This is a genomic window from Pantoea sp. GM_Pan_3 (assembly GCF_026541045.1).
Taxonomy (GTDB): Bacteria; Pseudomonadota; Gammaproteobacteria; order Enterobacterales; family Enterobacteriaceae; genus Pantoea; species Pantoea anthophila.
Genome location: NZ_JALNVA010000001.1, coordinates 143,040 through 169,500 on the forward strand (window position 1 = coordinate 143,040; position 26,461 = coordinate 169,500).

Here is a 26,461-nt window from a genome sequence, read left to right on the forward strand (position 1 = left end):
CATCTCATTCGGGGAGAATGAAGGTAATAATGGAATAAATGATGATAGCGGGGACTATTCTATTCTCAGATGCGTCATAAGTTTTATCATTCAGTGCTTCGGAATGATCTGAAATAACTCATTGATAATCAATGAATCTGAATGAGTTTAGCGATTTGTGCGGCAATTTTTATCGATCTGTGCTGGTTATTAGTTCCCCGAAATTTACATTATGAAATAACTGTTTCGACTTGTGTAACACTTTTGGAAATTTAGTAGCATTTTCCAGGTGGATTATTACCCGTTATAAAAGAACAATGGCCTGCCGGCTGAATTTTAAACATTCAGTTAGCAGTGGCAAATTATAAAGGCACATAACAGAGGGTAATAAAATGAAACGTCGCGTTCTCTCCCTGGTGATCCCTGCATTACTGGCAGCAGCAGGATCAGCAAACGCAGCTGAAATTTATAACAAAGACGGCAACAAACTGGATCTGTTCGGTAAGGTTGACGGTCTGCACTACTTCTCTGACAACGATGGCTCTGACGGTGACCAGTCCTACGTTCGTTTTGGCTTCAAAGGTGAAACGGAGATCAGCAACGAGCTGACCGGTTATGGTCAGTGGGAATATCAGGCTGCGCTGAACAACTCCGAGGCTGAAGGCACTGCCGACAGCTATACCCGCGTGGGCTTTGCCGGACTGAAGTTCGGTGATGCCGGTTCATTCGACTACGGCCGTAACTACGGTGTCGCCTACGATATCGGCGCATGGACCGACGTGCTGCCAGAGTTCGGCGGGGATACCTATGGCGCTGATAACTTCATGTTCCAGCGCGGCAACGGCATGGCGACCTACCGTAACAATAACTTCTTTGGTCTGGTGGATGGCTGGAACTTTGCGGTTCAGTATCAGGGCAAAAATGATAACAACACCGAGTCGGCTGGTGGCCGCGACGTGCTGGGTGAGAATGGTGACGGCTGGGGTCTGAGCACCACCTATGATCTGGGCTCAGGTTTCGGTATCGGTGCAGCCGCATTCCAGTCCGATCGCACGAACCGCCAGAATGGCGGATCAGAGGGTATCCTGGGACGGGGTGATAAGGCGGAAGTTTACACCGGTGGTCTGAAATATGATGCCAACAACGTCTACCTGGCGGCCATGTACTCACGCTCTTACAACGCCACCCGCTTCGGCGACAGCAGTGACAGCTCTTCAGCCTACGGTTATGCCGATAAAGCGGACAACTGGGAACTGGTTGCCCAGTATCAGTTCGACTTTGGCCTGCGTCCTTCTCTGGCCTACGTGACCTCACGCGGCACCGACGTGCAGAACTGGGGCAAACAGAACCTGAAAAAATATGTTGATGTCGGTGCGACCTACTACTTCAACAAAAACATGTCCACCTATGTTGATTACCAGATCAACCTGCTGGACGACAACGACTTCACCGACGCAGCCGGTATCAATACCGACGACGTGGTGGCACTGGGTCTGGTTTACCAGTTCTGAGTCAACAGGGAGCGCAGTTACCGCTGCGCTCCTGCGTGACCCTGCGGGCTGACCGCGTCAGCCTTGCGCCATTTTGCCGGTTCCGCCACCGTGGTTTCTGGCGATACCACGCTGCCAAATCGCGCACCTTCAAAGGCCACACCCGCCAGGGTGAAAGCTGAAAAGCTCAGCCAGTGCTGCCAGGCTGCCTGCCATCCGGAATTTTTCATTCTGCACCTCTCATCAGAGATAAACACTGTTTCAACAGTGCAGAATTCATGCCAGCTTAACCGCTCTCACAGCCACAGACTTTACGCCTGCTTTGATACACTTGCTGCGCCCGACGGGAGCAGATTGCCCCACGCCGGTGCAGTGCAGCCTGTTAATGGCGCGGCCGGGAAGGGAGCATGTGACGATGACGACGCTGATGCAGAACTTTATAGGTGCTGAAAACAAACAGCCCCAGGGCAATGGCGAGAATCAGATAGATCATCTGCTGCTCCTTTATTAAATGAATGTCGATCGCCTGATTAAAGGCGGGCAGAGGGTAGATGACGGGTCAAGTTTGAGGGGCTTAACAGAGAGATTCAACTCTCTTTAAGCGTCTTTACCCGAAGTTTATGCTTTGTAGCAGGTCGGAATAAAGTGTTACAAGTGAGGAAGGATGCGTTATCAGACTAATCTGCTGCTTACAGCAGTGCTGGCACTGTCATTAGTGGCCTGCGATAAACCTGCGGCTGAACCGGCGCTGGTGCTGGAAGGGAAAACGATGGGAACCGTCTGGCGGGTGAGCCTTGCGGGTGTCGATCAGGCGCGCAAGGCGGAACTGCAGCAGCGTATTCAGCAGCGGCTGGATGCTGACGATGCGGAACTCTCGACGTGGAAGCCGGACTCCGCGCTGTCACGCTTTAACCAAAGCCGCGATCTCACACCGCAGCCGGTGAGTGAAAACATGGCAGACATTGTCACCACCGCACTGCGGATTGGCCGTAAAACCGGTGGCGCGATGGATATCACCGTCGGCCCGCTGGTCAATCTGTGGGGCTTCGGCCCGACGAAACAGCCCGTCCACACGCCCGATGCTGCACAGATCGCGGCCGCCCGGGCGGAGACCGGTCTGCAGCATCTGCGGGTGGTGCAGGGCGCCGGGGGGCAGTGGCTGCAGAAAGATCTGCCGGGACTCTATGTTGACCTCTCAACCGTCGGCGAGGGCTTTGCGACCGATCATCTGGCGCGGCTGATGGAGCAGCTCGGCATCAACAACTATCTGGTGTCGGTGGGCGGCGCGGTGCTGAGCCGCGGGCTGAATGCGCAGCAGCAGCCCTGGCGGGTGGCGATCCAGAAACCTACTGACCGCGAGAATGCCGTTCAGGCGCGCGTGGATCTGCAGGGCCACGGCATCAGCACCTCCGGCAGCTATCGCAACTATTATGAACTGGACGGCAAACGGATTTCTCATGTCATCGATCCCGTTACCGGACGGCCTATTGAGCATAAGCTGGTTTCCGCCACGGTGATTGCCACCACGGCGCTGGAAGCGGATGGCTGGGATACGGGCCTGATGGTACTCGGCACGGAGAAAGCCAAAGCGCTGGCACTCGAACAGCATCTGGCGGTCTATCTGATCAGCAAACAGGGCGATAAATTTGTCAGCTGGATGTCGCCGCAGTTTGCTGCTTTCCTGATCCCCGCTGAAACGACCGGAGAACCCTGATGTTAGATCTCTTTAGTGAAGAGCAACCCTGGCAGGAGCCGCTGGCAGAAGGCGCCGTGATCCTGCGCCGCCGCGCGCGTGAGGATGCAGAAACGCTCTATCAGCAGGTGATGGCGATTGCAGAACAGAATCCGTTTGCCCACCGCATTACGCCCGGCGGGCACCGCATGTCGGTCGCGATGACCAACTGCGGCGACTTTGGCTGGTCGGTGGATTCGCGCGGCTATCAGTATGAGCAGCAGGACAATCTTAATGGCCGCCGCTGGCCCCCGATGCCGCCCCTGTTTCGCACCCTGGCGCAACAGGCCGCCCTTGAAGCGGGCTTTCCCGGCTTCAATCCGGATGCCTGTTTACTTAATCGCTATGAACCGGGCGCAAAGCTGACGCTGCATCAGGACAAAGATGAAAAAGATATGCGCCAGCCCATTGTCTCCGTGTCGCTGGGGCTACCGGCCGTGTTTCAGTTTGGCGGCTTTGAGCGGGGCGACGCTACCCAGCGGGTGCTGCTGGAACATGGCGACATTGTGGTGTGGGGCGGGCCGTCACGCCTGCGTTATCACGGTATCCTGCCGCTCAAGCCCGGCGTGCATCCGCTGGTGGGCGCCTGGCGTTATAACCTCACGTTCCGCCGCGCCTTCTGAGCCCTGAGGCACGGTGCGGCGTGGTGAGAATAACTATTGCTATCATTCCGCATCCCATTACACTGCAGGCTGTTTTTTGACTGCTGGATTGCCTGCATGACGTTGCTACACGTTGTTTTTCGCCAGTTCCGCTGGCCTTTCATTGGGGTGATTGTCCTGACGCTGTTAAGCGCAGTGCTGGGCATCGGGATGATTGCCTTCATCAACCGCGAAATGATTGTCGCCATTAACACCTCTTTTGCGGTGCTGCCGCAGTTCCTGTTGCAGCTGGTGGTGCTGATGGCGGTCACGCTCGCCTCGCAGCTGGCGCTGACGACGCTCGGCCATCAGTTTGTCTGGCGGCTGCGCGGTGAATTTATCAAACGTATTCTCGACACCCGGGTCGAGCGCATTGAGCAACTCGGCAGTGCCCAGCTGCTGGCCGGGCTGACCAGCGATGTGCGCGCCATTACGCTGGCCTTTGTGCGGCTGCCGGAGCTGTTTCAGGGCGTCATCATTACCCTCGGTTCGGCGATCTATCTCGCCTGGCTCTCTCCGGAGATGTTACTGGTGACCAGTCTCTGGATGGCCGTCACGCTGGTGGGCGGCTGGCTGCTGGTCTCGCGGGTCTATCAGCATATGGCGAAGCTGCGGGACATCGAAGATAGCCTCTATCGCGATTACCAGACGGTGATAGAGGGGCGTAAAGAGCTGCAGCTTAACCGGTCGCGCGCTCAGCAGGTCTACGACACGGTTTATCAGGAAGATGCCCGCGCCTGGCGTCATCATATTGTGCGGGCCGACACCTATCATCTCAGTGCGGTTAACTGGTCGAACATCATGACCTTAGGCGCTATCGGCATCGTCTTTTTTATGGCCAACAGCCTGGGCTGGGCTGACACGGCCGTCGCCGCGACTTTCTCCCTGACGCTGCTGTTTCTGCGCACGCCGCTGCTCTCGGCGGTCGGCGCTCTGCCTACGCTGCTCAGCGCGCAGGTGGCGTTCCGTAAGCTTAACGCTTTCGATCTCGCTCCTTATCAGGCCGGCTTCCACGCGCCAGCCGCTACCGCGGCGTGGCAGACGCTGGAGTTACGTGATGTCTCCTTCCACTACGGTGACAACGGCTTTAAGGTCGGGCCGATCAATCTGACGCTGCGCCGGGGAGAGCTGGTCTTTCTGATTGGCGGTAACGGCAGCGGGAAATCGACGCTGGCGATGCTGCTGACCGGGCTTTATCAGCCGCAGTCCGGCACGCTGCTGCTGGATGGCCAGCCGATCACGGCAGATGAACTCGATCGCTGGCGCAGTCAGTTCTCGGCGGTCTTTACCGATCTGCACCTGTTTGATCGGCTCATCGGGCGGGAAGGGGTTCCGGCCAATCCGGCGCTGGTTCAGCAGTGGCTGGAGAGGCTGAAGATGCAGGATAAGCTGAAACTTGCCGGTAATAAGGTGCTGAACCTCCGGCTGTCCAAAGGACAGAGCAAGCGCCTGGCACTGCTGCTGGCGGTGGCAGAGGAGCGGGATGTGCTGCTGCTGGATGAGTGGGCGGCCGATCAGGACCCCCATTTCCGTCGCATCTTCTATCGTGAGCTGCTGCCGTGGCTGCAGGAAGCGGGCAAAACGGTATTTGCTATCAGCCATGACGATCACTATTTCATTCACGCTGACCGGTTGCTGGAGATGCGCGAAGGGCAGTTAACCGAGCTGACCGGAAATGAGCGCGACCTCGCCACGCTCGACTCGGTAAAACGCACCGACACCGGCCTTTAGCGGCAGATGGCAAAACTTAGCAAAAAAGCGTATTGGCAGGCCGCACCTGAAAGCGGTTACTGTAGCGGACAGCAGAAACAGCGGTTTCTGCGATCCTGAAACTTCTTCTTTCGTCTGTGTTTACCCCCGGCTAAGCTGCGTTGTTTAGCCGGTTTTTTAAACCGGATGCACCACCTGCGTTATCACCAGATTCTCACGCCACAAAAATGTCGCCTGTAATAATGTGCCCGCCGGAAATCGCTCGCTGAAGTGCTGAGTCAGCCGCAGCGTGGCGCGCTGTCGGGCACAATCCACCGACATTAGCGCCGCCTGAAGAAAGTCCATCGGCTGATGCAGTTGGGGCCAGAGTGCCTTGTAAACACTCTCTTTCAGGGAGAACAGCAGGGTCGCGGCGGCACTGAAGCTGACCGGCAGCGACCGCAGCAGTTGCTGCTCCTGCGCGTTCATCAGCAGCCCAGCCATGTCGTTTGCCGTCGTCTCCGGCATGATCTGTTCAACATCGACCCCGACAGCGCAGGACTGACGCGTTGCCGCGACGACCACAACGCCCGCGCTGTGTGACAGCGACGCCTGGATACCCGCCGGCCAGCAGGGAGAGCGATCGGGGGCATTGTTCAGGATAAAGTCAGGGATGCCCAGCTCTGCCATGACCGACCTCACCAGCATCCGGCTGGCCAGGTATTCGGCACGACGTTTGCTGACGGCCTGTTGCAGGCGGGCAGGCAGCGTGATGCCCCAGGCAGCAGCCAGTGCCTCATCGTAAGCGTGCGGATTAAAGTGACTCACCGCCAGCAGCGGATCGCTGTGGCTCAGGTGCGAGGAGAGAATAAAGCCGCCTGCAACAGGCGGCAGCGGCAGGTCGGGATAGCGCATGCGGAACCATGATGGATGCCAAAACGGCATTAAATCAGGTGCATGCAAACAGGGCAAGCAGCCTGCCGGGATCAGTCGTTGGGCGGGATGGCAAAACTCTTCAGAGAAACAACAAAATGGTGATGACCTTTGCTGATACGCGCGCCGCGGTCGCACCAGTGGCTTGCCAGGCGAAAGAAATCGTCGCTGCCGATGTCATACGCCAGTTCCACTTTGCTGATGCCTGAGTGCAATAACGTTTCTGCATCTTTCAGGCTCTTTGCTTTAATCGCCATACACATTATCCGTCAGTTTCAGGGGAATTCAGGGTAAGGCGTTTCTGTGACATTTTTGTTTCAGTTTGATGAAAAAGCGTAGCGGGAGATGATTTCTGTGAGGCGGATCCACCTCTGCTGCAAGCCATAACTGGCTGATTGCAGAGATAATGTTAACGGCTGGCAGGATTAATCTGAATATACGAACAGGGAGTACGCGGACAGAAAAAGGCCGCGTCACGCGCGGCCCTGGTGGGTTACTTCTGGTCTGGCGGGGAAGGTTGCTTATCGCCTGACTCAGGTGCTTCTGTTGGATCGTCTTTTTCAATAAAGGTCATAAACTCTCCTCTTGTTACCCACAGGCTGTTAAGTATAGATCGGATTGGCGGGGACGCGAGGAAAGGGGGATTTGATCAAGTCGGCGGCATGACGACGTAAACGCAGGCCGCCCACTATTGCTCTGTGCTTAAACCACATTCAATCTGATCAGGATTGCAATAAACGCTAACAGAAAGCAGCAAAAGAAACCGGCTAAAAATGTGTAATAAAGGGGTTTCAGGCTGTCGATCCTTTCCTGGTTTTTACGCTCACTGGCGAAGTCATAGTTCTGGCTTTTTTGCTCTAAAAAGAAAATCTTCTTTTTATCTTTCAGTCGAACGAAAAACCAGGTCATTAGTGGTGAACCCAGATATCCCATATTACATTGAAAAAGATAAGGCGCAGGAAGTGTACGTCCTTTTTGGAAGTCTGAAATAAGACGTTGATATTGCGATCTGTTGACCAGATATAAAATAAAACTTATCACCAGGCAACAAAAGGGAAGGATGATTAAAACCATCATGGCCGATTTCATTTTTATATTCCCATATATTGATAAATCGTATCCATCGCAGCGTCACTTGCTTTAGCACCTGCATAGCCAGCAGCCAGAGACCCTACAGCTGCACAGACTACTGCCCCTGTTCCTGCTGTGGCTATCCCAATTGCCGCACATACTCCTAGTCCAGCCGCTGAGCCAAATGCACCTGCTCCAACACCCGATAATGTTGATGCACCAAATTTACCATACTCTTTGAATGCAGTTCTTTTGCATTCGTTTTCGCGTCCCTTAACACAAGCATTGACGACATCGTTTGTTGTTCCAATAAGCGAAAATCCAATGCCTATGTAGCCACCGGTTTTTAGAAATTTTGCTGCTTTTGCTGCATTACCAACATAATTTGAATAGCCTGGTATGCCCCCGAGTCCCGCAGTTGACCATTCATGCACCAGAGAACGGCTGGAGAGATTGAGTGCTCTACGCATATCCTCATAAGGTTTAAACTTCACTGTATAGCGGGTTAAAGATTTTAATAATGGCTTATTTACCAGTTCTTTTAATTGGTGAAAAAGTTGGTTACGTTCAATGAAAAATTGTTGACTGATTAGTGTACCCTGCATTCGAAACTGATTCTGATAACTCGTTTCGATCTTTTTTAAGGTATTTTCTATTTCTGAAAAGTACTTTTCGCCAATGTCTCCAACTGTGCTAAAAATGTTATCTCCTGATGTGGTGAGGGCAGCGATTAAACCGTAGTGTTGTTGTAAAAAGCTGGCTTCATCAGAGCTAACGCCAATAAACGCTCTGTTAGTTTTATGTTTTGCCTGTCGTAGAGCATTAAGCATCTGAAGGGTTGGCTTAGAGGCTGGGTCTATCACGATCGCTATCTGTCCCGGATTGAGCCAAAGAGTGTCTGCATTGTTTTGCTTGAAGATGCGGGCAGACTCTGAATGACTATCACGAAAAAGCATTCTGGTCTGGAAATCAAGGTTACCGGGTTGTTGAATGATGCAGTAGGCAGGTGCGAGGTTGCGTGACATTCCATTTCCTCCGATGAAATAGTAGACAGCTAAGCATATTGCCATATGATAGCATTTAATTCACCAATAATATTAAAAAATGTATGTAAATAAATATTATAATCCGACATTTAAAGTTTTTTCATTTAATTGAAGAGTGTTACTCTATAGTTTTTATTTAATTTTATATTTCTCTCGAAATGAAATTTTTGGGTGTAGGTTATTAATTATAGATTTAAGTATAACTGCTGCTGTGCAAAACAACATCTGTTATCAAGTAGGTTTTTATAGGGCGCGCGAGATCAGAGCATGATATTCCTTGAGTATGAAAAGTATAGCAATTCTTTTAAGGCTCCTAATTAACAGCAGATTGCTGGAGCGATGTTAAGTCTTCATCCACATCGTGATATGAAGCAAAGAAATAAAAAATTAAAAGCTGCAAAAAAGAGAGAGGCTGAAGCGTATAATCCATAAATAAAAGAGCCAATTTTGTTATTAATCCTTTAACCTTTTTGGTGGGATTATACGACTCGAGATACAATGACTTTCACGATATTGCATTTGGCGAGTGCTAATAAAGGAATTAAGTGTGCAGATGTGGTGTAATTAGTTAAATTACCTTCGCCTGAAAAACCACATGAAAATATCATTTAACCTCTATTATATAAGATATTACTTGATGTCATTAGTCCATGAATGAAGCCAACCGTGATGCTCACATACGAAACTGTGAGGTGCAGTTAATTTTGAGTGCCAAAACAAGTATTGTTAAGTTTGGGCTAAGGTTATACATCTGACGGAAACTAAAAATAGTGAAAGCCGAGGTGCTCCACTCTCACCTGTAGCACTCTTCCTACTAAAAAAACTATTCTAGGGTAGAGACAAACAGATACCGTTTCAGTACGTTGTTTATACTGTATCACAGGCATTCAAGAGAGCTGAGAAGCGTGAAATTAACTGGTGTTTGTTTTCTCATCCTCAGAAACACTGCTATTATACTTTATGCCGAGAAAAGGCTAAACACAATTCAGTTATAGTGCATCTTTAGGAACAAAAGTATCGGCATGTTAACTCAGTATAGTCACTTGAAAGCAAGTCCTGTAGTAGATTTATTGGGATAACAAATATTAAGCAGGGCAGAAATTTCTGCCCTAAGCCAAAACCTACAGATTACTTAACTAACATCTTGTGCTGTATTTATCTTGATAACATTCGCTACAAGCAGTAGTTGTCAGCTAATCAGTGTTCAAAAATTGGGGTTGATACGTGCTGAGACGCCAGCATGCTCCTTCAAAAGGTAAAGAAGCCCGCCTCCATCAATAAGTTCAATCGGTTTGTCTTCGCAGAACCGGTATGCATCTTTACCGTATTGACTCGTACATACCAGAATTCCTTTGTTAGCCCCTTCATTCATCATTGTTCCGTATAGATCCCTAACAGAACTGACACCGACAGTGTCTTTGTATCTTTTAGCCTGAATAACAACTTTGCCACCTAGAATTGGACGAGTGTCAAATGCAACTGCATCAACACCTCCGTCTTTTGTACCTCTGGTGAGTTTTGTGTCTAGCCCCATTTGACTGAAAAGATTTGATACCAATACTTCGAACTCAGACGGTGAAAGCTCCATAAGGTTTGGTCTTATTTCAAGCCCAGATAGAGCATCGCCTTGCTCAATGAAGCGCTTGTCAACCATGTTGAACTCAATAATAGGTTTCACTGCTTGTAGTTCATCGGGTCGCCCTGAAACTTGTGCACCCAAACTTTTAAGACATGCACTTTTTTCAACCCTTTCGAGTTTTATTTGCATGAAATCGTCTTTGTGAGCACGGGCAGATACCAATGTGACTTTTGTGTCATGCCCGCTCGTAGGATCGATAGTTTCAATTACACCGTTAAACAGAACTGACGTTAAAGCAGACGCCTTATCAGCTTCGAAAAGCTCATGCATTGTGCGTAGTGTGATTGCAGCGATGATGTTTTGATAAAGTTCTTTAATCTCACTAATCTTCCGTGCTTTCGCATCTATGACATCTCTTGTTTTGACATATCTGTATTCCAACTCACGAGGTACTATTGAAATTTCAGGTAAATTGTATTCAACCACCAACTCCTTGTTGCCGGGTAAGTATGCCAACCTAAAAGTTTGGGGAAAGCCGTCTTTAGGATACTCAGAGCGCGTCAACACCATTTCGCAATAAGCCAACACGCTGTCAGGATCGCAGTTAAGATAGTCTTGCTCAAACTGGTCAACTTCATCGTGTTGGTTTTTGATTTCTTGAAGGTAAGCAGTTCTACGAGTCTGATAATCAGCAACTAAAGAATCAAGCTCAATTTTTTGTTTTGATAGTTTAATTGCATAATCCTCCTTACTTTTAATGAACAATTCTTCTGCACTCTGCAAGTCTCGATAATATTTTTTCTTTACCCACGGGAAAATAGTCTTCCATAACGCCGGGACGTTCACAGCTTTCACCTCAGGCTCAGGGTCAGGTAAGAGATGTTTAGGTGTCTTGAAATCTTCAAATTTCGGGGTTTTTTTCAAAGCCGAAAAATCAATCGAATCGTCAAATTTGAGAGTGTGTTCCAGAAGTGTAGTAAGCGCGGTGATATTTTCGTTAAGCTCAGCGTTTAGATCTGACACTTCATCTTGCCGCTCTTCCAGATACATGATTTTTGATAACTTATCAGCCTCTTTTTGCTCACGAAGTCTTTGTGCATTATCACGCTTTATTTCACGCTCTATACGGCGAACTTCGGCATAATGTTGACGTTCTGATCTCTTACGCTCACGCTCTGCCGCAGCAGCGGCTCTGCCTGCAGCACGTATAAAACCTTCAAATCCTGATCTCCGTCCCATTCCAGTCCCCACAGACTCCAACCGAAACTTCGGTTTCTAACTAGTAAAGTTGCCTCAAGCAACCATCAATTTAATTAAACTACCCTTAATTTACTCTATAAGTATCAAATCAATCTATAGAATTTAAGAAAAAGCAATTGGCTGACATCTCAAAATTAGTAATCTTGTTGCCAGCTGACAGGTTCGATCTTAAGATAGATGAAAGATTAACCCCATGAAGATGGGTAGAAGCGCGTAAACAAAAGCATGGAATATATAGCGTTTGGTGATGAAAGTGGTACTACAGGGAGTGACCGCTGTTATAGCATAGGTTTGCTGTGCATACGTAAGGACACACTTGAAATCTTCAATGAGCGCGTTTTGCGATTGAAGCATAAGTACGGCATTGTTGGCGAGCTAAAATGGTCAAAGATCAAAAACAGTGCGGGTCAGGCGAACATCTGCATTGAGTTGCTTCAAATGGTGCTAAAAAACTCTTGCTGCTTCCATTCAATCATTGTCGTCAAGAATATTTACCGTAACTGGCAGACTGACAAAGAAACGGCTTTCTATCAAACATATACAATGCTGGTTAAAAATACAGCACGTCAGCTAAAGAAGCCTCTTGAAGTAATCATCGATCAGAAAATTGACAAGTATAAGAAGAATGATGAAGTTACAGGCATCATTGCGAACAACATGCTTGCAATGGAAGGTGTCAAAAAATTAGTTCAATCAGTAACGATGCAGGATTCAAAACATCATCCTGGATTACAAGTCGTAGACATTCTCACTGGCGCTGTAAACTCTGGCTATTTGAAGTTTCTCAACCCACAATTAGAGTTATCTGTAGCAAAAGAAATCGCATTTAAGCGCATGGCTGCATTATTGGGTTGGGATGTCTTTCATTACGACACTTACCCAAACAAAGACTTTAACATCTGGCATTTTCCGTTAGAGATGAGAAGGGTGCCTGATACCATGCCAATTAGGGCTGACTACAATGTACCTCTTGTGCGTCGAGAAGAATTGTCGTGAGTTATTTAACGATTGGTCACTAATTTAAGTGTGAAAGATCAAATTGCATCGTCTTTCCAAAGATAAAAAACGAGGCGGTAATGATGACTGTAATCGCCGTGGTCACTCATCAAAAACTGCTATGACGGGGAAATTGGTTGGTCGGCACGAGAGGATTTGAACCTCCGACCCCGGACACCCCATGACCGTGCGCTACCAGGCTGCGCTACGTGCCGAACACTGGAGGATTAGTCTACTGGTTATCGGCATGAATGCAAGACACCAGCTGACTATTTGCCTGATAATTAATCAGTTAGCGATAAATCGCTTCTCCTCAGTTAATACCTGCAACAGCAACGTCAGTTCCGGCTTGTGATCCTTCAGCGCATTGCCCGCGGCATCATAAGCGCGATAGCTGCCGTTGTTGTTGAGCACCAGCGTCACCTGCGGCGTGGTGATCACCAGCTTGTTCTCTTCGCTGCTGGCGACCCAGTCATGGCGACGACGTGCAGCAAACAGATCTTCACCCTGCGAATAGTTCACCGGATTGGTTCGCACATGCAGCAGGCGCTGCATCAGCGTCGTCATCACATCCTGATGATCGGAGAGACGATCAACGGTCTGCGCGGGCGTATCAGGCCAGTGAATCACTAATGGCACCTGCAATGTCTGGCGATTGCCTGCGCTGTCAGGGTTACCCTCCAGCGCCAGACCGCGCTGCGCGGTGATCACCACCACTGTATTCTTCAGCAAATCACGTGCCTGCAGGCTGCTCAGAACGGCATGAATCTGCTGATCGACGGCGGGTGCCTGACGCAGATAACTGCGCTGACGGGCTTTGGCACTGTCGCCGGTGACGTCAGGGCCGTTCAGCGCGATCCAGGAGAACCAGGGTGCCTGGGAACCTGTCTGCTTCTCCAGCCAGTTCTGCCATTGCGCGACGGTGCTGGCGTTCGGCTGGCTGGTCATCGCCGGCAGTGAATAGTCGGTCAGCAGCGCCTGTCGGTAGAGCGGCGGATTAAAGCCCTCAGAGGAGAACAGGCCAAACTGATAACCCTGCGTGCTCAACGCGCCCAGCAGGGCAGACGGCGTACGGGATGCCAGAATACCGTTCATGTAGCTGGAGGAGATGCCGTAGAAGAGGCCAAACAACCCTTTCTCCGGGGTATCTCCGGCGCTGTAGTGCTGCGTGAAACGCACGTTTTCGCTGGCAAACTGATTGAGTTGCGGCAGCGCACTGGCCATCGTGGCGTTATTCAGGCCATCCACGGTCAGCACCAGCAGGTTATTGCGTGTACCGCCATCGCGGAAGGTAATGTCGCTCAGCGGATATTCCACCGCCAGCGCTTCCGGGTCGCCCTGCTGAACCAGGCGACGCTGATACTCCTGCGCATCCAGCAGACCGTGACGCTCCAGGAAACGGCGGGCGGTCATCGGATAGGAGAGCGGCAGGTTAGCGCGCTGCATGGTTATCGGGCGATAGAAGTTGGCATCAGCCCAGATATACATCAGGTGGCTGGCAAAGAAGGCGCTGATAAACAGGGCCGCGAGCGGCTTACCAAACGACCGGCGATTCAAACTGCGCAGTTTTTGCCAGCTCCAGGTCGCAAACAGCATCTCGACCAGAAAAATCAGCGGCACGCTGATAAACATCAGCTGCCAGTCGCGCGCCATCTCGCTCTGATCGGGGTTAATCACCAGCTCCCACACCACCGGGTTCAGGTGAAGGTGGAAGCGGCTGAACACCGCGCTGTCGACCATGACCAGCGTCAGACCTGCGGTGGCGACCACCGCGGACACTACCCGCATCAGCCGTTGCGACATCACCACAAACGTCAGCGGGAAGATGATCAGCAAATAGGCGGCAAAAACGATAAAACTGAAGTGGCCAACCCAGCTGGTATAGGCGTAGATACGCCCCGCCAGTGAAGAAGGCCAGTCGGCGACCAACAGGTAGCGACTGCCTAAAATCAGCGCGAATAAGATATTAAACAGAGCAAACCAGTGCCCCCAGCTAATCATCTGGGAGACTTTTTCGCGGTAGCGCTGCCGGTTGGTTACCATATTATAAAATCAAATCAGCCAATTAGTGAGCGTTGTCGTCACGCACTGACGCCTGCAGGGCATCGGCGAAAGATCGGGCCAGAGAGCGACGCTGCGCCGGGGCAACATCGCTGTTAATCAGGTTAGTCACCATATTGCCCAGGACCATCAGGGAGAGGTCGGTGGGGGCCTTATCCTTCTGCAGGATTTGGGCCATTTCCGCGAGGAGTTGTTCCACGCGTTCGTCGCTGTAACGGGATGATTGTGGCATAAGGTCGTCTGAGCTCATTTCAAAAGGCGATATAGTACCGGAACAGCGTACTTTTTTCCGCAATTTTATCGAAAGTACCGCGTCCGCTTTACGTATGGAGTTGAAAGCCGATGCCGGCGGTGTTTGAATACGCGCCTGAGCTAAAAGGAGAGTCTACCATGAGTCTGGATATCGACCAGATTGCCCTGCACCAGTTAATCAAACGCGATGAAAACCAGCTTGAGCTGGCGCTGCGCGATTCGCTGCTGCCTGCCACCAACACGGTCAACGCGATGGTGGAGGAGTTACACCGGGTTTACAGCGCAAAAAGCAAAGCCTACGGCCTGTTTAATGCAGAGAGTGAACTGGCAGAAGCGCTGCGTAATTGTCGTAAGGGCAACGATGATTTTCTCGCCTTTAGCCGTGCCGCCACCGGTCGCCTGCGTGATGAACTGGCGAAATATCCGTTCGCCGAAAGCGGCGTGGTGCTGTTTATTCACTACCGCTATCTGGCCGTAGACTATCTGCTGATCGCCGTGCTGAACAGCCAGTCCAGCATGCGCGTCAACGAGCAGATGGATATCAGCAGCACCCACTATCTCGACATCAATCATGCGGATATCGTCGCGCGCATCGATTTAACCGAGTGGGAAACCAACCCGGAATCGACCCGCTATCTGACCTTCCTGCGCGGCCGCGTCGGACGTAAAGTGGCTGACTTCTTCATGGACTTCCTCGGTGCTGAAGTGGGATTAGACACCAAGGCGCAGAACCGGGGACTGTTGCAGGCGGTGGATGACTACTGCAACGAATCCGGGCTGGATAAGCAGGAGCGGCAGAATTATCGCCAGCAGGTCTACAGCTACTGCAACGAGCAGCTGCAGGCGGGCGAAGAGATTGCGCTGGAAGATCTGTCAGGCGAACTGCCACCGGTGGGTGAAAAAACCTTTCAGGCCTTTACCCAGGAGCAGGGCTACGAACTTGAGGAGAGCTTCCCGGCGGATCGCAGCACGCTGCGCCAGCTGACGAAGTTTGCCGGCAGCGGCGGGGGACTGACTCTGAACTTCGACGCCATGTTACTGGGCGAGCGTATTTTCTGGGACCCGGCAACGGACACCCTGACAATCAAAGGCACGCCCCCCAATCTGCGTGACCAGCTACAGCGCCGCACCAGCAGCAAATAAAAAAGCCGGGCTCAGCCCGGCTTTTTTGACGCTGCGCGGCAATAACCTTTGGCAGTGACAGACAAAATAAAAGGGCCGGTTTCGCAACCGGCCCTTCTACGTTCAACAAGGCTCGCGATTACGCGCGAACGAAGTCGATGTGAAACAGTTTTGGCTTGAACGGGTGACGCTGAACAGCCTGAACTTTCACTTTGGTTTCTTTACCGTCAACAACCAGGGTCAGCACTTCTTCGTAGAAACCTGGTTTTGCCTGCAGGTTCATTACGGAGTCGTGATCCAGGTCGATGGCAACAGCCGCTTCAGAACCACCGTAGATGATGGCCGGGAAACGGTTTGCTGTACGCAGGCGGCGGCTCGCACCCTTACCCTGCTCTTTACGTTCTACTGCATTGATAGTGAACATTAATACGTCTCTTTATTTAATTCCTGCTACAGGCGACCCAGTAACAGGCAGGTTATTCAATTCCGCTGATGCACATGCAAAAGCGGGCGGCAGTATAGCGGTTATCCCTGCCGGGAGCAAACGATATAGCCGCCTGCCAGCGGTGCATCCGCGTCAGCGCAGCTCATTCGCGCGGCGGTAGCGGCCCTGATAATCAAACATCTTTTCACGGATCTGCCAGAACTGGCCTTTGGCCCTGGCCACCACAAAATCGGGATGGCGCAACAGCGGCTGCAGCGCCAGCACGTCGGCGGCGGTCTGCCAGCCAAGCGGTACACCGGGTGCGCGCTGATGCGGACGCATAAAGAGTTGCTCAAACGCTTTCCGCTGCGCGGGCGTCTGCAGCCGGAAACGTTCGCTGACGCTGGTGCCATCCTCGTCATGGTAGGTCGCTTTGAGCCACTCACCTTTAGCATCCGATCCCTGTTCCAGCGTCATGCCGCCACAGCGCAGCACCAGTGCATCCTTGAGTTTCAGTGCCGCTTTGAGCATATCGTCGGGATCGACCAGCACTTTATCGCACTGGTGACAGCGCCGGGCGGCGATATCATTTTCCGCGCCGCAGTCGGGACAGCTTTTAAAGCGGAAACGATAGTCGCACTGTTCGCGTTCTCCCTCATCATCTTCCAGCACCCCCTGGCAGCGCCGGCCAAAATGTTCGATGACCATACCATCTTCGGTCGCCTTGCCCCAGAAGGTATTGGCAAAGCCGCAGGCGGGGCAGAAAACCTGCACCGGCTGATTGTCGCTGGCCCCTTTCGGCGCGCCGACTTCCGGCGTGAAGAGGTCGTGGGGATTACCGGCATAATCGAGGATCAGGCAGTCGCGCTTACCGGGCGAGAGCCGCAGGCCGCGGCCGACGATTTGCTGATAGAGGCTGACCGACTCGGTCGGGCGCAGTATCGCAATCAGGTCAACGTGCGGCGCATCAAAGCCGGTAGTCAGTACCGCTACGTTCACCAGGAATTTCAGCTGCTGCGCTTTAAACGCCAGGATCAGGGCATCACGTTCGCGGGCGGGCGTTTCGGCGGAGACCAGCGCGCTGTTTTCGGGCAGCAGTTGCAGGATTTCACGCGCATGATCCACGGTGGAAGCGAAGATCATCACCCCCAGCCGATCCTCAGCGAACTCCACAATCTGACGAATGATATGGGGCGTTACGCGCTGCTGCTGTTTCAGTTCGCGATTCAGATCGGCTTCGCTGAACAGGCCGTTCGACTGCGCCGTCAGGCGGCTGAAGTCATACTGCACCACCGGCATATCCAGCCGCTCCGGCGGCACCAGGAACTGATGCTTGATCATGTAACGCAGCGGCAGTTCATAGATGCAGTCGCGGAACAGCGATTTCTCGTCGCCCCGCACCATGCCGTGATAGTGGAACTGATAGATCCAGCCTTTGCCCAGCCGGAACGGCGTGGCGGTCAGGCCAAGTAAACGGAGCTGAGGATTGTGCTGGCGCAGATGACTGAAGATCTGCTGATACTGGCTCTCTTTGTCATCGCCGATGCGATGGCACTCGTCGACAATCACCAGTGAAAAGGCGCTGTCGAACTGTTCGAGGTTACGCGCGATGGACTGCACGCTGCCAAACACCACTTTGCGCTGACTCTCTTTGCGCTGCAGTCCGGCGGCAAAGATGTCCGCCTCCAGCCCGTACGCTTCATATTTGCTGTGGTTCTGTGCCACCAGCTCTTTGACGTGCGCCAGCACCAGCACCCGGCCACGTGCCAGCCGTGCCAGCTCGGCGATCACCAGACTCTTCCCGGCGCCGGTGGGCAGTACGATCACGGCAGGTTCCTGATGACGACGGAAATGCGCAACGGTGGCATTAACCGCATCCTGCTGATAGGGGCGTAAGGTAAAAGACATAGCGCTCACTTTTGCAAAACTGGCGGCAATTATGCCATGAAAGTCCGGTAAACGCGCTGTCAGGCGGACGCAGATCACGTTATACTTCCCGCACATTTTCAACGGTTAACCAGGCCGTTTCAGATTCCCTCCGCAGTAACAGGCAAAACGAATTCATGCGACTCGACAAATTCATCTCTCAGCAACTGGAAATCAGCCGCGCCATCGCTCATCGCGAAATCCGTGGCCAGCGTGTCACCGTGAACGGGGAGATCGTGCGCGATACCGCGTTTAAACTGCTGCCCGACCACGAAGTCGCCTATGACGGCAACGTGCTGCAGATGCTCACCGGTCCACGCTACTTTATGCTGAACAAACCACAGGGTTACGTCTGCTCAACCGACGATCCCGATCATCCCACCATCCTCTATTTCCTCGAAGAGCCGATGTCTTTCAAACTGCACGCAGCAGGGCGTCTCGATATCGACACCACCGGACTGGTGCTGATGACGGATGATGGTCAGTGGTCACACCGGATTACCTCGCCGCGTCATCACTGCGAGAAAACCTATCGCGTCACACTGGAATCGCCGGTCAGTGACGATACGGCCGCACAGTTTACGGCGGGCGTACAGCTGCACAATGAGAAGAGCCTGACCAAACCGGCACAGCTGGAGGTGATCACGCCGACCGAAGTGCTGCTGACCCTGAGCGAAGGGCGTTATCACCAGGTGAAACGGATGTTTGCGGCGGTGGGCAATCGGGTGGTGGAGCTGCATCGTGAGCGCATTGGCGACATCGTGCTGGACGCCGATCTGGAACCGGGCGAATACCGGCCGCTGACGGAAGAAGAGATCGCCAGTATTGGTCTGCCAAAAGAGTTACAGGCTAAATAAGCGGACGGGCTGCCAGCAGCCCGTGCCAGTCCCACAGGGCAGGAGAAGGTGTGCGTAAGGAAAAGAATTCGCCAACAGGTCTGGTCGTCATCCTCGGTCTGTTAGCCATGCTGATGCCATTGTCGATCGACATGTATCTGCCTGCCATGCCGCAGATTGCGCGTGAGTTTGGCGTGTCGGCGGGTAGCGTGCAGATGTCGCTGAATCTCTACATTCTGGGGTTCGCGATCGGGCAGCTCATCTATGGGCCGCTGGCGGACAGCTACGGCCGCAAGCCGGTGATTGCACTTGGCACGCTGATCTTTGCCTGCGCCGCCGCGGCCTGTGCATTGTCACAAAGCATTGATCAGTTGATTACCATGCGCTTTCTGCATGGGCTGTCGGCTGCGGCCGCCAGCGTGGTGATCAACGCCCTGATGCGCGACAGTTACTCGAAAGAGGACTTTTCGCGCATGATGTCCTTCGTGATGCTGATCACCACCATTGCGCCGCTGCTGGCGCCGATTATCGGCGGCTGGCTGCTGGTGCTCTGGAGCTGGCACGCCATCTTCTGGGCGCTGTCGGGCGCGGCATTAGTTACCACACTGCTGGTGACCACGCAGATCCGCGAAACCCTGAAGCCGGAGCAGCGCCAGCGGTTCCATCTGCGCACCACGCTGGGTAATTTCGTCACGCTGTTTCGTCACAAACGGGCCTTCAGTTATATGCTGGCGAGCGGCTTCTCCTTTGCCGGACTCTTCACCTTTCTTAACGCCGGTCCCTTTGTTTATATCGAACTGAATCACGTTTCGCCGCAAAACTTTGGCTACTACTTTGGCCTTAACGTGGTGTTTCTCTTCGTGCTGACCCTGATTAACAGCAGGGCCGTGCGCCGCTTTGGCCCGGTCGCGATGTTCCGGCTGGGGTTGCTGATCCAGTTCTCTATGGGGATCTGGCTGCTGCTGGTCAGCGCCTTTGACCTGGGCTTTTTGCCGCTGGTGCTGGGTGTCGCACTGTTTATCGGCTGTGTGTCGATCGTCTCATCCAATGCGATGGCGGTGATCCTGGATGTGTTCCCGCACATGGCGGGCACGGCCTCCTCTCTGGCGGGCACCCTGCGTTTTGGCGTCGGGGCTTTTGTGGGGGCGCTACTGTCGCTGATGAGTTTCAACAGCGCCTGGCCGATGGTGGGCACCATCGCGCTGTGCGCGACGATTTCCCTGCTGCTCTTTTTCTACGCGTCACGTCCCCATCCTGCGTCCCGCTAGCCGGGCGCAGGGGTTTTTCCCCGTTACCGCTGGCTCTGTTAACGACCTTTCTGGTTATGTTTCTTTATTGTGAAAATCTTTAGCTAAAAAAGTAATCATATTGCGTCTAAAATGATTGTTAACGGCGTGTGAACGCGGTACATATAGCCAGAAGTGCGATGCGAGTCGCAAAAAATGCGCGCGGGCAGACGATTAACACTCGTCCGGACTCAGCGGTTGTCGGTCAGCTTTCAGCGTCGGTTGCTGTGTGTTGCGACATAAACTCATTCGGGGAGAGTAAACGATGCTGCAACTTTCAATTGTGCATCGCCTGCCGCAGCGTTTCCGCTGGGCCAGCGATCGCCACAGTGCTATTGAGCCTGATGAAGCCCTGGATGACCAGGAGTTCGTGGCGCTGCGTCTGATCAGCCACGATGGCATTCCGGCGTGGGAAATCCTGCAGCAGTTAAAAGAGGTGCTGGCAGAGATTCAGGTCGACTGTAAAGTGGCCGAATGTGAAGGGCAGCCCTGCCTGTTCATTCAGCGCCGTGACGAGAGTGCCACTAACTGCTGCCTGAAAAATCAGGGCGTGGCGATTGCCGAAACCTTTAACGCAGGCTGAGCCGGGACGACTGCAGCAGTTCGCGGGTGTAGTCGTTCTCAGGTGAAGCAAACAACTTTTCACACTCTCCCTGTTCTGCCACTTCCCCCTGACGCAGCACGATAAGCTGGTGACACAGGGAGCGAACCACATCGAGATCGTGACTGATAAACAGATAGCTGAGCTGGCGCTGCTGCTGCAGACGACGTAGCAGCGTCAGGATCTGTTTCTGCACCGTGCGGTCCAGCGAAGAGGTCGGTTCGTCCAGCACCAGCAGCTCCGGTTCCAGAGTCAGCGCCCGCGCGATGGCGATCCGCTGTCGCTGCCCCCCCGAAAATTCGGCCGGATAGCGGTGACGGCTTTCCGGATCGAGTCCCACTTCTTCCATCACCGCGATGACGCGCTGCTCCTGTTCTGCCCGGCCGATAGCGGGCAGATGTACCGCCATGCCTTCGGCAATAATCTGCTGCACCGTCATCCGCGGATTCAGGGAGGAATTGGGGTCCTGAAACACGACCTGAATGCGCTGGCGCAGCGGCAGCAGTTGCCGGCGCGTCAGCTGATGCAGCGGCTGACCATCAAACCAGACTTCCCCGCGCGAGCGGATCAGCCGCAGCAGCGCCAGCCCGGTGGTGCTTTTGCCCGAACCGGACTCGCCAACCAGGCCCAGACTTTCGCCGCGCCGCAGGGTAAAACTCAGCCCGGCGAGTATGATCTTTTCGGCCGCCTGCCGCCGGAACAGGCCGCGCCGTAGCGGAAAACTGACCTGAAGCTGTTCGACCCGAAGTATCACCGGGGCGTCCGCAGGCAGCGGCAGCGCGGTTCCTTCCGGTTCCGCGGCCAGTAACTGCTGGCTGTAAGGATGCTGCGGCTGGTCCAGCAGAACCTGACCGCGGTTCTGTTCCACGATGCGACCCTGACGCATCACGCTGACGCTATCCGCCAGCTGGCGCACAATATTCAGGTTATGGGTGATAAACAGCATGCCCATGTTCATCTCCCGCTGCAGTTCGCGGAGCAGCTTCAGGATCTGCGCCTGCACCGTCACATCCAGCGCGGTGGTCGGCTCATCGGCGATCAGCAGCTGGGGTTCGGTCAGCAGGGCCATGGCGATCATCACGCGCTGGCGTTCGCCACCGGAGAGCTGGTGCGGAAAATCGTTGAGCCGGGCGGCAGGCTGCCGGATGCCGACCCGATCAAGCACGCTGAGTATCTCTCCGCGGGCCGCCGGACGACGCAGTCCGCGATGCAGCGAGAGCACTTCATACAGCTGCTTTTCTACGGTGTGCAGCGGATTGAGCGACACCATCGGCTCCTGAAAAATCATCGCCATCTGATTGCCGCGAAGGGCACGCAGCCGCGCCTCCGGGGCGCGCAGCAGATCTTCACCCTGAAACAGGATCTCGCCCCGGGGATAAACCACCGACGCCTCATGCAGCAGTCGCATCACCGACAGCGCCGTCACGCTCTTGCCGGAGCCTGACTCGCCCACCAGCGCCAGGGTTTCGCCTGCATTGATGCGCAGGGAGAGATCCTCCACCACCGGGCGAAGCGCATCGCCCTGACGAAAGGCAATCGAAAGATCGTTGATGGCCAGTAAGGGTGTCGTCATTCAGACTCCTTTGCCCGGATCGAAGGCATCGCGCACCGCTTCGCCAATAAAAATCAGCAGCGAAAGCAGGATCGCGAGCGTGAAAAAGCCTGCCAGGCCTAACCATGGCGCCTGCAGGTTGTTTTTGCCCTGCAGCAGCAGCTCCCCCAGCGAGGGCGAGCCCAGCGGCAGACCAAAGCCGAGAAAGTCGAGTGAGGTGAGGGTGGTGATCGACCCACACAAAATAAATGGCAGAAAGGTCAGAGTCGCCACCATGGCGTTAGGCAGCATATGGCGCAGCATAATCCGGCCGTCGCTGACGCCAAGGGCCTGCGCCGCGCGAATGTAATCGAAGTTACGGGTGCGCAGAAACTCGGCCCGCACCACGCTGACCAGACTCATCCAGCCGAAGGCGACGGTGACCAGCAGCAGCCACCAGAAGCCGGGCTGGATCACGCTGGAGAGTAAAATCAGCAGAAACAGCGCGGGCATGCCGGACCAGACTTCAACCAGCCGCTGCCCGATCAGATCGATTCTGCCGCCGAAATAGCCCTGCACCGCGCCGACCACAATGCCAATTACGCTGGAGAAGAGCGTCAGCAGCAGACCGAATAGCAGCGAGATACGCGTGCCGTAAAGCAGCCGCGCCAGCACGTCGCCCCCGTTGGCGTCGGTACCAAGCCAGTTCTGCGCCGACGGCGGAGAGGGGAAGGGCACCTGGGTCGCAAAATTGAGGGTGCTGTCGCTGAAGCGAATCGGCGCCCACAGGGCCCAGCCCTGCCGGGCAATGCGCTGCTGCAGCCACGGGTCCTGATAATCGGCGGCGGTCGGCAGCACGCCGCCATAGTCCGTTTCGCTGTAGTTAAACAGCAGTGGCAGCATCCAGCGCTGCTGGTAATGCACCAGCAGCGGCTTTTCATTGGCAATCAGCTCGGCACCCAGCGACAGCAGAAAAAGGACCAGAAAGATCCACAGCGACCAGTAGCCGCGCCGGTTATGGCGAAAGCGCTGCCAGCGCTGCTGAGTGAGGGGAGAAAGCGGCATCAATGGCTCCTGAAATCGATGCGCGGATCGACCAGCGTATAGGTCAGATCGCTGAGAATGTTCATCAGTAACCCGATCAGGGTAAAAATATAGAGCGTGCCAAACATGACCGGATAGTCGCGTTGCAGGGTGGCGTCATAGCCGAGCAGCCCCAGCCCGTTCAGGGAGAACATTACCTCGATCAGCACGGAACTGGTAAAGAACATGCTGATAAAGGTGGCAGGAAAGCTGGCGATGACCAGCAGCATCGCATTGCGAAACACATGATGATAGAGAATACGCCGCTCCGGCACTCCTTTGGCGCGCGCGGTCACCACATAGAGTTTGCGGATCTCATCCAGAAACGCGTTTTTTGTCAGCATCGTCAGCGTGGCGAAGCCGCCGATCACCGTCGCCAGCACCGGCAACGCGATGTGCCAGAAGTAATCCAGCACCTGACCATACCAGGGCAGCGTGTCGTGCTGCGCAGAGGTGAGCCCGCGCAGCGGAAACCAGTCCAGATAGCTGCCCCCGGCAAACAGTACGATCAGCATGATGCCGAACAGGAAAGCCGGAACGGAGTAGCCCACAATAATCAGGGCGCTGCTCCAGATATCAAACGCAGAGCCGTTGCGCACCGCCTTGCGGATACCCAGCGGGATCGACACCAGATAGATAATCAGGGTGCTCCATAACCCCAGACTGATGGAAACCGGCAGGCTCTCTTTGATCAGCCCCACTACCGAGGCGCTGCGAAACAGGCTGTCGCCAAAATCGAAGCGCAGATAGTTCCACAGCATCTCGCCGTAGCGCTGCCACAGGGGTTTATCGAATCCGTAGCGCTGTTTGATCTCTGCAATTACCTCCGGGTCCAGCCCGCGTGCGCCCCGGTACTGATTGTCGGCGGGATTGAGATGACTGCGCGTGGCATGTGAACCGGCGCTGTCGGCGCCGCTGCCGGGCAGGCCGGTTGTCTGACCAAACTCAATATTAGCCAGCGCCTGATCGACCGGTCCGCCGGGGGCGATTTGCACAATAAAGAAGTTCAGCGTGATGATCGCCCACAGCGTCGGAACGATCAGCAGGAGTCTGCGCAGAAAGTAAGCGGTCAACGGCGTCTCCTTAGCGTTTACTGGCCGGCAGGCGTCCGGCTTTGTGTGCGTCGTACCACCAGCTATCCAGACCGGTACTGTAGGCAGGCTTGCGGGCGGGATGGGAAAACTTATCCCAGTAAGCCAGCCGCTGCTCTGCGTTGTACCACATCGGGATCATATACGCATTCCACAGCAGTACCCGATCCAGTGACTGCGCCAGCGGCCGCAGCGCAGCGGGATCGCCCTGGTGCGCCACGATCTGCTGCACGAAGTGGTCAACGACAGGATCTCTCACCCGCGCGGTATTCCAGGAGGAGCTGATGTAGTTTGACTGCCACAGGATCTGCAGGCTGGAGGTGGGGATCGGCATCGCCTGATAGAGGGTAGCGATCATGTCATAGTCGCCTTCACGCCAGCGCCGCAGATATTGCGAGCTGTCGATCTGCCGCAGGTTCAGGGTGATGCCGAGCCGCGAGAGCGCGTGCTGGAACGGCAGTGCCCACTCCGTGCTGGTGCCGCCGCGCAGCAGCAGCTCAACGGTGAACGGCTGACCGGTTTTGTCATTGACCAGACGCTGATTCTTAATCTGCCAGCCCGCCTCTTTCAGCAGCGCGTATGCTTTTAACAGGCTGGCGCGGTCGTAGCCACTGCCATCGCTCGCCGGAGGCTGGTAAGGCTGAGTGAACAGTCCGGCGGGCAACTGCGCGCGCCACGGTGCCAGCAGGGCCCGCTGTTCCGCATCCGGCGCACCCTGAGCAGCATACTCTGTGTTCTGGAAGTAGCTGCTGGCGCGCTGCCAGGCACCGTAATAGAGCGCCTTATTCATCCAGTTAAAATCGAACATCAGTGAAAAAGCCTGGCGCACGCGACGGTCATGGAACAGCGGTTTCTCATTGTTAAACGCCAGCCAGCGGGTATCAGTAGCGGCCTCGTTGGGCGTGGTCTGCTTCACTATATCGCCCTCGTCGAAGGCGCGGCCGCGATACTGGGTGGCCCATTTCTTCGCTGAGACCTCCTCACGCCAGTCGTAAGCCCCCGCTTTAAAGGCTTCGAACGCCACGTTGTCATCCAGATAGTAGTCGTAGCGCATCCGATCAAAATTGAAGCGCCCGCGATTCACCGGCAGATCGGCGGCCCAGTAATCTTTGACCCGGCTGAACTCAATAAACTGACCCAGCTTCCAGCGGCTGATGCGATAGGGCCCGCTGGAGAGCGGCGGGGCGCTCAGCGGCTCATTAAACTGCTTATCTTTCCAGAATGACGCCGGAATGACCGGCAGCGTCAGCAAGCCCATCAGCAGATCTCTGTCCGGTTTAGTCGCGTCGATGCGCACCGTAAGATCGTTCAGCGCGGTCACCGTCACGCCGCGATAGGCCACACGGAACTGAGGCACGCCTTCGGTCATAAACTTCTGAAAGCTGAAAGCCACATCACGGGCCGTAATCGGTGAGCCATCGTGAAAGCGGGCGCGGGGATTCAGGCGAATCTCAGTCCACGAAAAATCGCTGGCGTAGCGCGCCGACAGGGCGATCAGCGGGTAGTAGCTACCCGGCTCGTCGTCTGAACTGGTGTAGAGCCCATCATAAAGCGCACCGGTATTGATACCCGGATTGCCGCGCGAGGCGTAGCGGTTGAAGTTGTCGTAGGTGCCAATAACCGCCAGGGTGATGCTGCCGCCTTTGGGCGCATCGGGATCGGCATACTCATAGTGGCTGAAGCCGGGCGGATATTTCGCTTCCCCGGCCTGAGTAAAAGCGTAACTTTGCAGAACGGAGGCGGCCAGCAGCGGGGCGCTGAGTAGGGCACCTGTCAGCAGAAGTCCAGCGCGAAGCAGCATAGCGAATGCCCTCTCCAGTAAGTGTTCGGCT

At 54.2% G+C, this 26,461-nt stretch carries 24 protein-coding genes and 1 tRNA gene; 9 read left to right on the forward strand and 16 right to left on the reverse strand.

The annotated features are described in order from the left end of the window. Positions 1-371 precede the first annotated feature (371 nt). Positions 372-1,490: a porin OmpC gene (ompC, locus tag OXR04_RS00550; protein WP_009089083.1), complete on the forward strand. Its 1,119-nt coding sequence runs from the start codon at positions 372-374 to the stop codon at positions 1,488-1,490. Between the two features lie 17 nt (positions 1,491-1,507). Here the strand turns inward: ompC and OXR04_RS00555 are convergent, their stop codons facing one another. Both OXR04_RS00555 and OXR04_RS00560 read right to left on the reverse strand, forming a co-directional pair. Further along, positions 1,508-1,699, reverse strand: a complete 192-nt coding sequence (locus OXR04_RS00555; protein ID WP_009089085.1) for a hypothetical protein — start codon at positions 1,697-1,699, stop codon at positions 1,508-1,510. A 152-nt stretch (positions 1,700-1,851) separates the two neighbouring features. Continuing rightward, entirely contained in the window at positions 1,852-1,962 is a 111-nt protein-coding gene (locus tag OXR04_RS00560; protein WP_009089087.1) for a hypothetical protein, read from the reverse strand. 171 nt (positions 1,963-2,133) lie between these two features. On the opposite strand from OXR04_RS00560, the gene apbE reads away from it, so the two are divergent. The 3 genes from apbE to OXR04_RS00575 all read left to right on the forward strand — a co-directional run bounded on the left by apbE (position 2,134) and on the right by OXR04_RS00575 (position 5,573). Continuing rightward, positions 2,134-3,183 carry an FAD:protein FMN transferase ApbE gene (gene apbE, locus OXR04_RS00565; RefSeq protein WP_009089088.1) on the forward strand — a complete coding sequence of 350 codons (1,050 nt, stop codon included), beginning with the start codon at positions 2,134-2,136 and terminating at the stop codon, positions 3,181-3,183. Next, entirely contained in the window at positions 3,183-3,824 is a 642-nt protein-coding gene (gene alkB, locus OXR04_RS00570; RefSeq protein ID WP_009089090.1) for a DNA oxidative demethylase AlkB, read from the forward strand. Before apbE ends, alkB begins: the two co-directional genes overlap by 1 nt. Before the next feature lie 96 nt (positions 3,825-3,920). Next, positions 3,921-5,573, forward strand: a complete 1,653-nt coding sequence (locus OXR04_RS00575; RefSeq protein ID WP_267371743.1) for a multidrug ABC transporter permease/ATP-binding protein — start codon at positions 3,921-3,923, stop codon at positions 5,571-5,573. 156 nt (positions 5,574-5,729) lie between these two features. Here the strand turns inward: OXR04_RS00575 and OXR04_RS00580 are convergent, their stop codons facing one another. From OXR04_RS00580 to OXR04_RS00605, 5 genes are all read right to left on the reverse strand, one after another. After that, on the reverse strand, positions 5,730-6,446 hold the full coding sequence (locus OXR04_RS00580; RefSeq protein WP_267371740.1) for a 4'-phosphopantetheinyl transferase superfamily protein: 717 nt from the start codon (positions 6,444-6,446) through the stop codon (positions 5,730-5,732). 71 nt (positions 6,447-6,517) lie between these two features. Further along, the gene (locus OXR04_RS00585; protein WP_009089095.1) at positions 6,518-6,721 is read right to left on the reverse strand and encodes a hypothetical protein; all 204 of its coding nucleotides are present in this window, start codon (positions 6,719-6,721) and stop codon (positions 6,518-6,520) included. A 445-nt stretch (positions 6,722-7,166) separates the two neighbouring features. Continuing rightward, on the reverse strand, positions 7,167-7,541 hold the full coding sequence (locus tag OXR04_RS00595; RefSeq protein WP_267371737.1) for a hypothetical protein: 375 nt from the start codon (positions 7,539-7,541) through the stop codon (positions 7,167-7,169). A gap of 14 nt (positions 7,542-7,555) precedes the next feature. Further along, the gene (locus OXR04_RS00600; RefSeq protein WP_267371735.1) at positions 7,556-8,560 is read right to left on the reverse strand and encodes a hypothetical protein; all 1,005 of its coding nucleotides are present in this window, start codon (positions 8,558-8,560) and stop codon (positions 7,556-7,558) included. A 1,225-nt stretch (positions 8,561-9,785) separates the two neighbouring features. Continuing rightward, a complete protein-coding gene (locus OXR04_RS00605) occupies positions 9,786-11,399 on the reverse strand; it encodes a restriction endonuclease (RefSeq protein ID WP_267371733.1) in 1,614 nt (537 codons plus the stop codon). A gap of 246 nt (positions 11,400-11,645) precedes the next feature. Here OXR04_RS00605 and OXR04_RS00610 point away from each other — a divergent pair, with 246 nt between their 5' ends. After that, a complete protein-coding gene (locus OXR04_RS00610) occupies positions 11,646-12,416 on the forward strand; it encodes a DUF3800 domain-containing protein (RefSeq protein ID WP_267371730.1) in 771 nt (256 codons plus the stop codon). A 138-nt stretch (positions 12,417-12,554) separates the two neighbouring features. Here the strand turns inward: OXR04_RS00610 and OXR04_RS00615 are convergent. From OXR04_RS00615 to OXR04_RS00625, 3 genes are all read right to left on the reverse strand, one after another. Then, positions 12,555-12,631: transfer RNA gene (locus tag OXR04_RS00615), tRNA-Pro, on the reverse strand. 73 nt (positions 12,632-12,704) lie between these two features. Further along, positions 12,705-14,459 (reverse strand): LPS biosynthesis-modulating metalloenzyme YejM, encoded by a 1,755-nt coding sequence (gene yejM / locus OXR04_RS00620; protein ID WP_058956728.1) that lies wholly within the window; start codon positions 14,457-14,459, stop codon positions 12,705-12,707. 22 nt (positions 14,460-14,481) lie between these two features. Continuing rightward, on the reverse strand, positions 14,482-14,709 hold the full coding sequence (locus tag OXR04_RS00625) for a YejL family protein (RefSeq protein WP_009089108.1): 228 nt from the start codon (positions 14,707-14,709) through the stop codon (positions 14,482-14,484). A 158-nt stretch (positions 14,710-14,867) separates the two neighbouring features. Between OXR04_RS00625 and yejK the strand changes: the two genes are divergently transcribed. Further along, the gene (yejK, locus tag OXR04_RS00630; RefSeq protein ID WP_009089109.1) at positions 14,868-15,872 is read left to right on the forward strand and encodes a nucleoid-associated protein YejK; all 1,005 of its coding nucleotides are present in this window, start codon (positions 14,868-14,870) and stop codon (positions 15,870-15,872) included. 118 nt (positions 15,873-15,990) lie between these two features. Here yejK and rplY read toward each other — a convergent pair whose 3' ends face one another. Further along, positions 15,991-16,275: a 50S ribosomal protein L25 gene (gene rplY, locus OXR04_RS00635; RefSeq protein WP_009089112.1), complete on the reverse strand. Its 285-nt coding sequence runs from the start codon at positions 16,273-16,275 to the stop codon at positions 15,991-15,993. Between the two features lie 153 nt (positions 16,276-16,428). Then, positions 16,429-18,183 (reverse strand): DEAD/DEAH box helicase family protein, encoded by a 1,755-nt coding sequence (locus OXR04_RS00640; RefSeq protein WP_009089113.1) that lies wholly within the window; start codon positions 18,181-18,183, stop codon positions 16,429-16,431. A 155-nt stretch (positions 18,184-18,338) separates the two neighbouring features. On the opposite strand from OXR04_RS00640, the gene rsuA reads away from it, so the two are divergent. The 3 genes from rsuA to OXR04_RS00655 all read left to right on the forward strand — a co-directional run bounded on the left by rsuA (position 18,339) and on the right by OXR04_RS00655 (position 20,906). Next, positions 18,339-19,058, forward strand: coding sequence for a 16S rRNA pseudouridine(516) synthase RsuA (rsuA, locus tag OXR04_RS00645; protein ID WP_058956725.1), 720 nt, complete (start codon positions 18,339-18,341; stop codon positions 19,056-19,058). A 50-nt stretch (positions 19,059-19,108) separates the two neighbouring features. Further along, positions 19,109-20,305, forward strand: coding sequence for a Bcr/CflA family multidrug efflux MFS transporter (locus OXR04_RS00650; protein ID WP_265138833.1), 1,197 nt, complete (start codon positions 19,109-19,111; stop codon positions 20,303-20,305). 283 nt (positions 20,306-20,588) lie between these two features. Then, on the forward strand, positions 20,589-20,906 hold the full coding sequence (locus tag OXR04_RS00655) for a hypothetical protein (protein WP_009089120.1): 318 nt from the start codon (positions 20,589-20,591) through the stop codon (positions 20,904-20,906). Here OXR04_RS00655 and yejF read toward each other — a convergent pair. From yejF to OXR04_RS00675, 4 genes are read right to left on the reverse strand one after another with little or no spacing between them, the layout of a single operon-like run. Beyond that, entirely contained in the window at positions 20,893-22,497 is a 1,605-nt protein-coding gene (gene yejF / locus OXR04_RS00660; RefSeq protein WP_267371723.1) for a microcin C ABC transporter ATP-binding protein YejF, read from the reverse strand. The genes OXR04_RS00655 and yejF overlap by 14 nt on opposite strands. Next, positions 22,498-23,520: a microcin C ABC transporter permease gene (locus OXR04_RS00665; RefSeq protein WP_267371721.1), complete on the reverse strand. Its 1,023-nt coding sequence runs from the start codon at positions 23,518-23,520 to the stop codon at positions 22,498-22,500. It abuts the gene before it with no gap. Then, a complete protein-coding gene (locus OXR04_RS00670) occupies positions 23,520-24,611 on the reverse strand; it encodes a microcin C ABC transporter permease YejB (protein WP_267371718.1) in 1,092 nt (363 codons plus the stop codon). Before OXR04_RS00670 ends, OXR04_RS00665 begins: the two co-directional genes overlap by 1 nt. A gap of 10 nt (positions 24,612-24,621) precedes the next feature. Then, entirely contained in the window at positions 24,622-26,430 is a 1,809-nt protein-coding gene (locus OXR04_RS00675) for an extracellular solute-binding protein (RefSeq protein ID WP_267371715.1), read from the reverse strand. Between the last annotated feature and the right edge of the window lie 31 nt (positions 26,431-26,461).

Bases quoted from the DNA above. Each gene is read 5' to 3' on its own strand.
- alkB (WP_009089090.1), top strand. From the start codon at position 3,183: ATGTTAGATCTCTTTAGTGAAGAGCAACCCTGGCAGGAGCCGCTGGCA.
- OXR04_RS00665 (WP_267371721.1), bottom strand. From the start codon at position 23,520: ATGCCGCTTTCTCCCCTCACTCAGCAGCGCTGGCAGCGCTTTCGCCAT.
- OXR04_RS00595 (WP_267371737.1), bottom strand. From the start codon at position 7,541: ATGATGGTTTTAATCATCCTTCCCTTTTGTTGCCTGGTGATAAGTTTT.
- apbE (WP_009089088.1), top strand. From the start codon at position 2,134: ATGCGTTATCAGACTAATCTGCTGCTTACAGCAGTGCTGGCACTGTCA.
- OXR04_RS00655 (WP_009089120.1), top strand. From the start codon at position 20,589: ATGCTGCAACTTTCAATTGTGCATCGCCTGCCGCAGCGTTTCCGCTGG.
- OXR04_RS00600 (WP_267371735.1), bottom strand. From the start codon at position 8,560: ATGTCACGCAACCTCGCACCTGCCTACTGCATCATTCAACAACCCGGT.
- OXR04_RS00610 (WP_267371730.1), top strand. From the start codon at position 11,646: ATGGAATATATAGCGTTTGGTGATGAAAGTGGTACTACAGGGAGTGAC.
- ompC (WP_009089083.1), top strand. From the start codon at position 372: ATGAAACGTCGCGTTCTCTCCCTGGTGATCCCTGCATTACTGGCAGCA.
- OXR04_RS00580 (WP_267371740.1), bottom strand. From the start codon at position 6,446: ATGCGCTATCCCGACCTGCCGCTGCCGCCTGTTGCAGGCGGCTTTATT.
- OXR04_RS00675 (WP_267371715.1), bottom strand. From the start codon at position 26,430: ATGCTGCTTCGCGCTGGACTTCTGCTGACAGGTGCCCTACTCAGCGCC.
- yejF (WP_267371723.1), bottom strand. From the start codon at position 22,497: ATGACGACACCCTTACTGGCCATCAACGATCTTTCGATTGCCTTTCGT.
- OXR04_RS00625 (WP_009089108.1), bottom strand. From the start codon at position 14,709: ATGCCACAATCATCCCGTTACAGCGACGAACGCGTGGAACAACTCCTC.
- yejM (WP_058956728.1), bottom strand. From the start codon at position 14,459: ATGGTAACCAACCGGCAGCGCTACCGCGAAAAAGTCTCCCAGATGATT.
- OXR04_RS00560 (WP_009089087.1), bottom strand. From the start codon at position 1,962: ATGATCTATCTGATTCTCGCCATTGCCCTGGGGCTGTTTGTTTTCAGC.
- OXR04_RS00585 (WP_009089095.1), bottom strand. From the start codon at position 6,721: ATGGCGATTAAAGCAAAGAGCCTGAAAGATGCAGAAACGTTATTGCAC.
- rplY (WP_009089112.1), bottom strand. From the start codon at position 16,275: ATGTTCACTATCAATGCAGTAGAACGTAAAGAGCAGGGTAAGGGTGCG.
- OXR04_RS00575 (WP_267371743.1), top strand. From the start codon at position 3,921: ATGACGTTGCTACACGTTGTTTTTCGCCAGTTCCGCTGGCCTTTCATT.
- OXR04_RS00605 (WP_267371733.1), bottom strand. From the start codon at position 11,399: ATGGGACGGAGATCAGGATTTGAAGGTTTTATACGTGCTGCAGGCAGA.
- OXR04_RS00640 (WP_009089113.1), bottom strand. From the start codon at position 18,183: ATGTCTTTTACCTTACGCCCCTATCAGCAGGATGCGGTTAATGCCACC.
- OXR04_RS00555 (WP_009089085.1), bottom strand. From the start codon at position 1,699: ATGAAAAATTCCGGATGGCAGGCAGCCTGGCAGCACTGGCTGAGCTTT.
- rsuA (WP_058956725.1), top strand. From the start codon at position 18,339: ATGCGACTCGACAAATTCATCTCTCAGCAACTGGAAATCAGCCGCGCC.
- yejK (WP_009089109.1), top strand. From the start codon at position 14,868: ATGAGTCTGGATATCGACCAGATTGCCCTGCACCAGTTAATCAAACGC.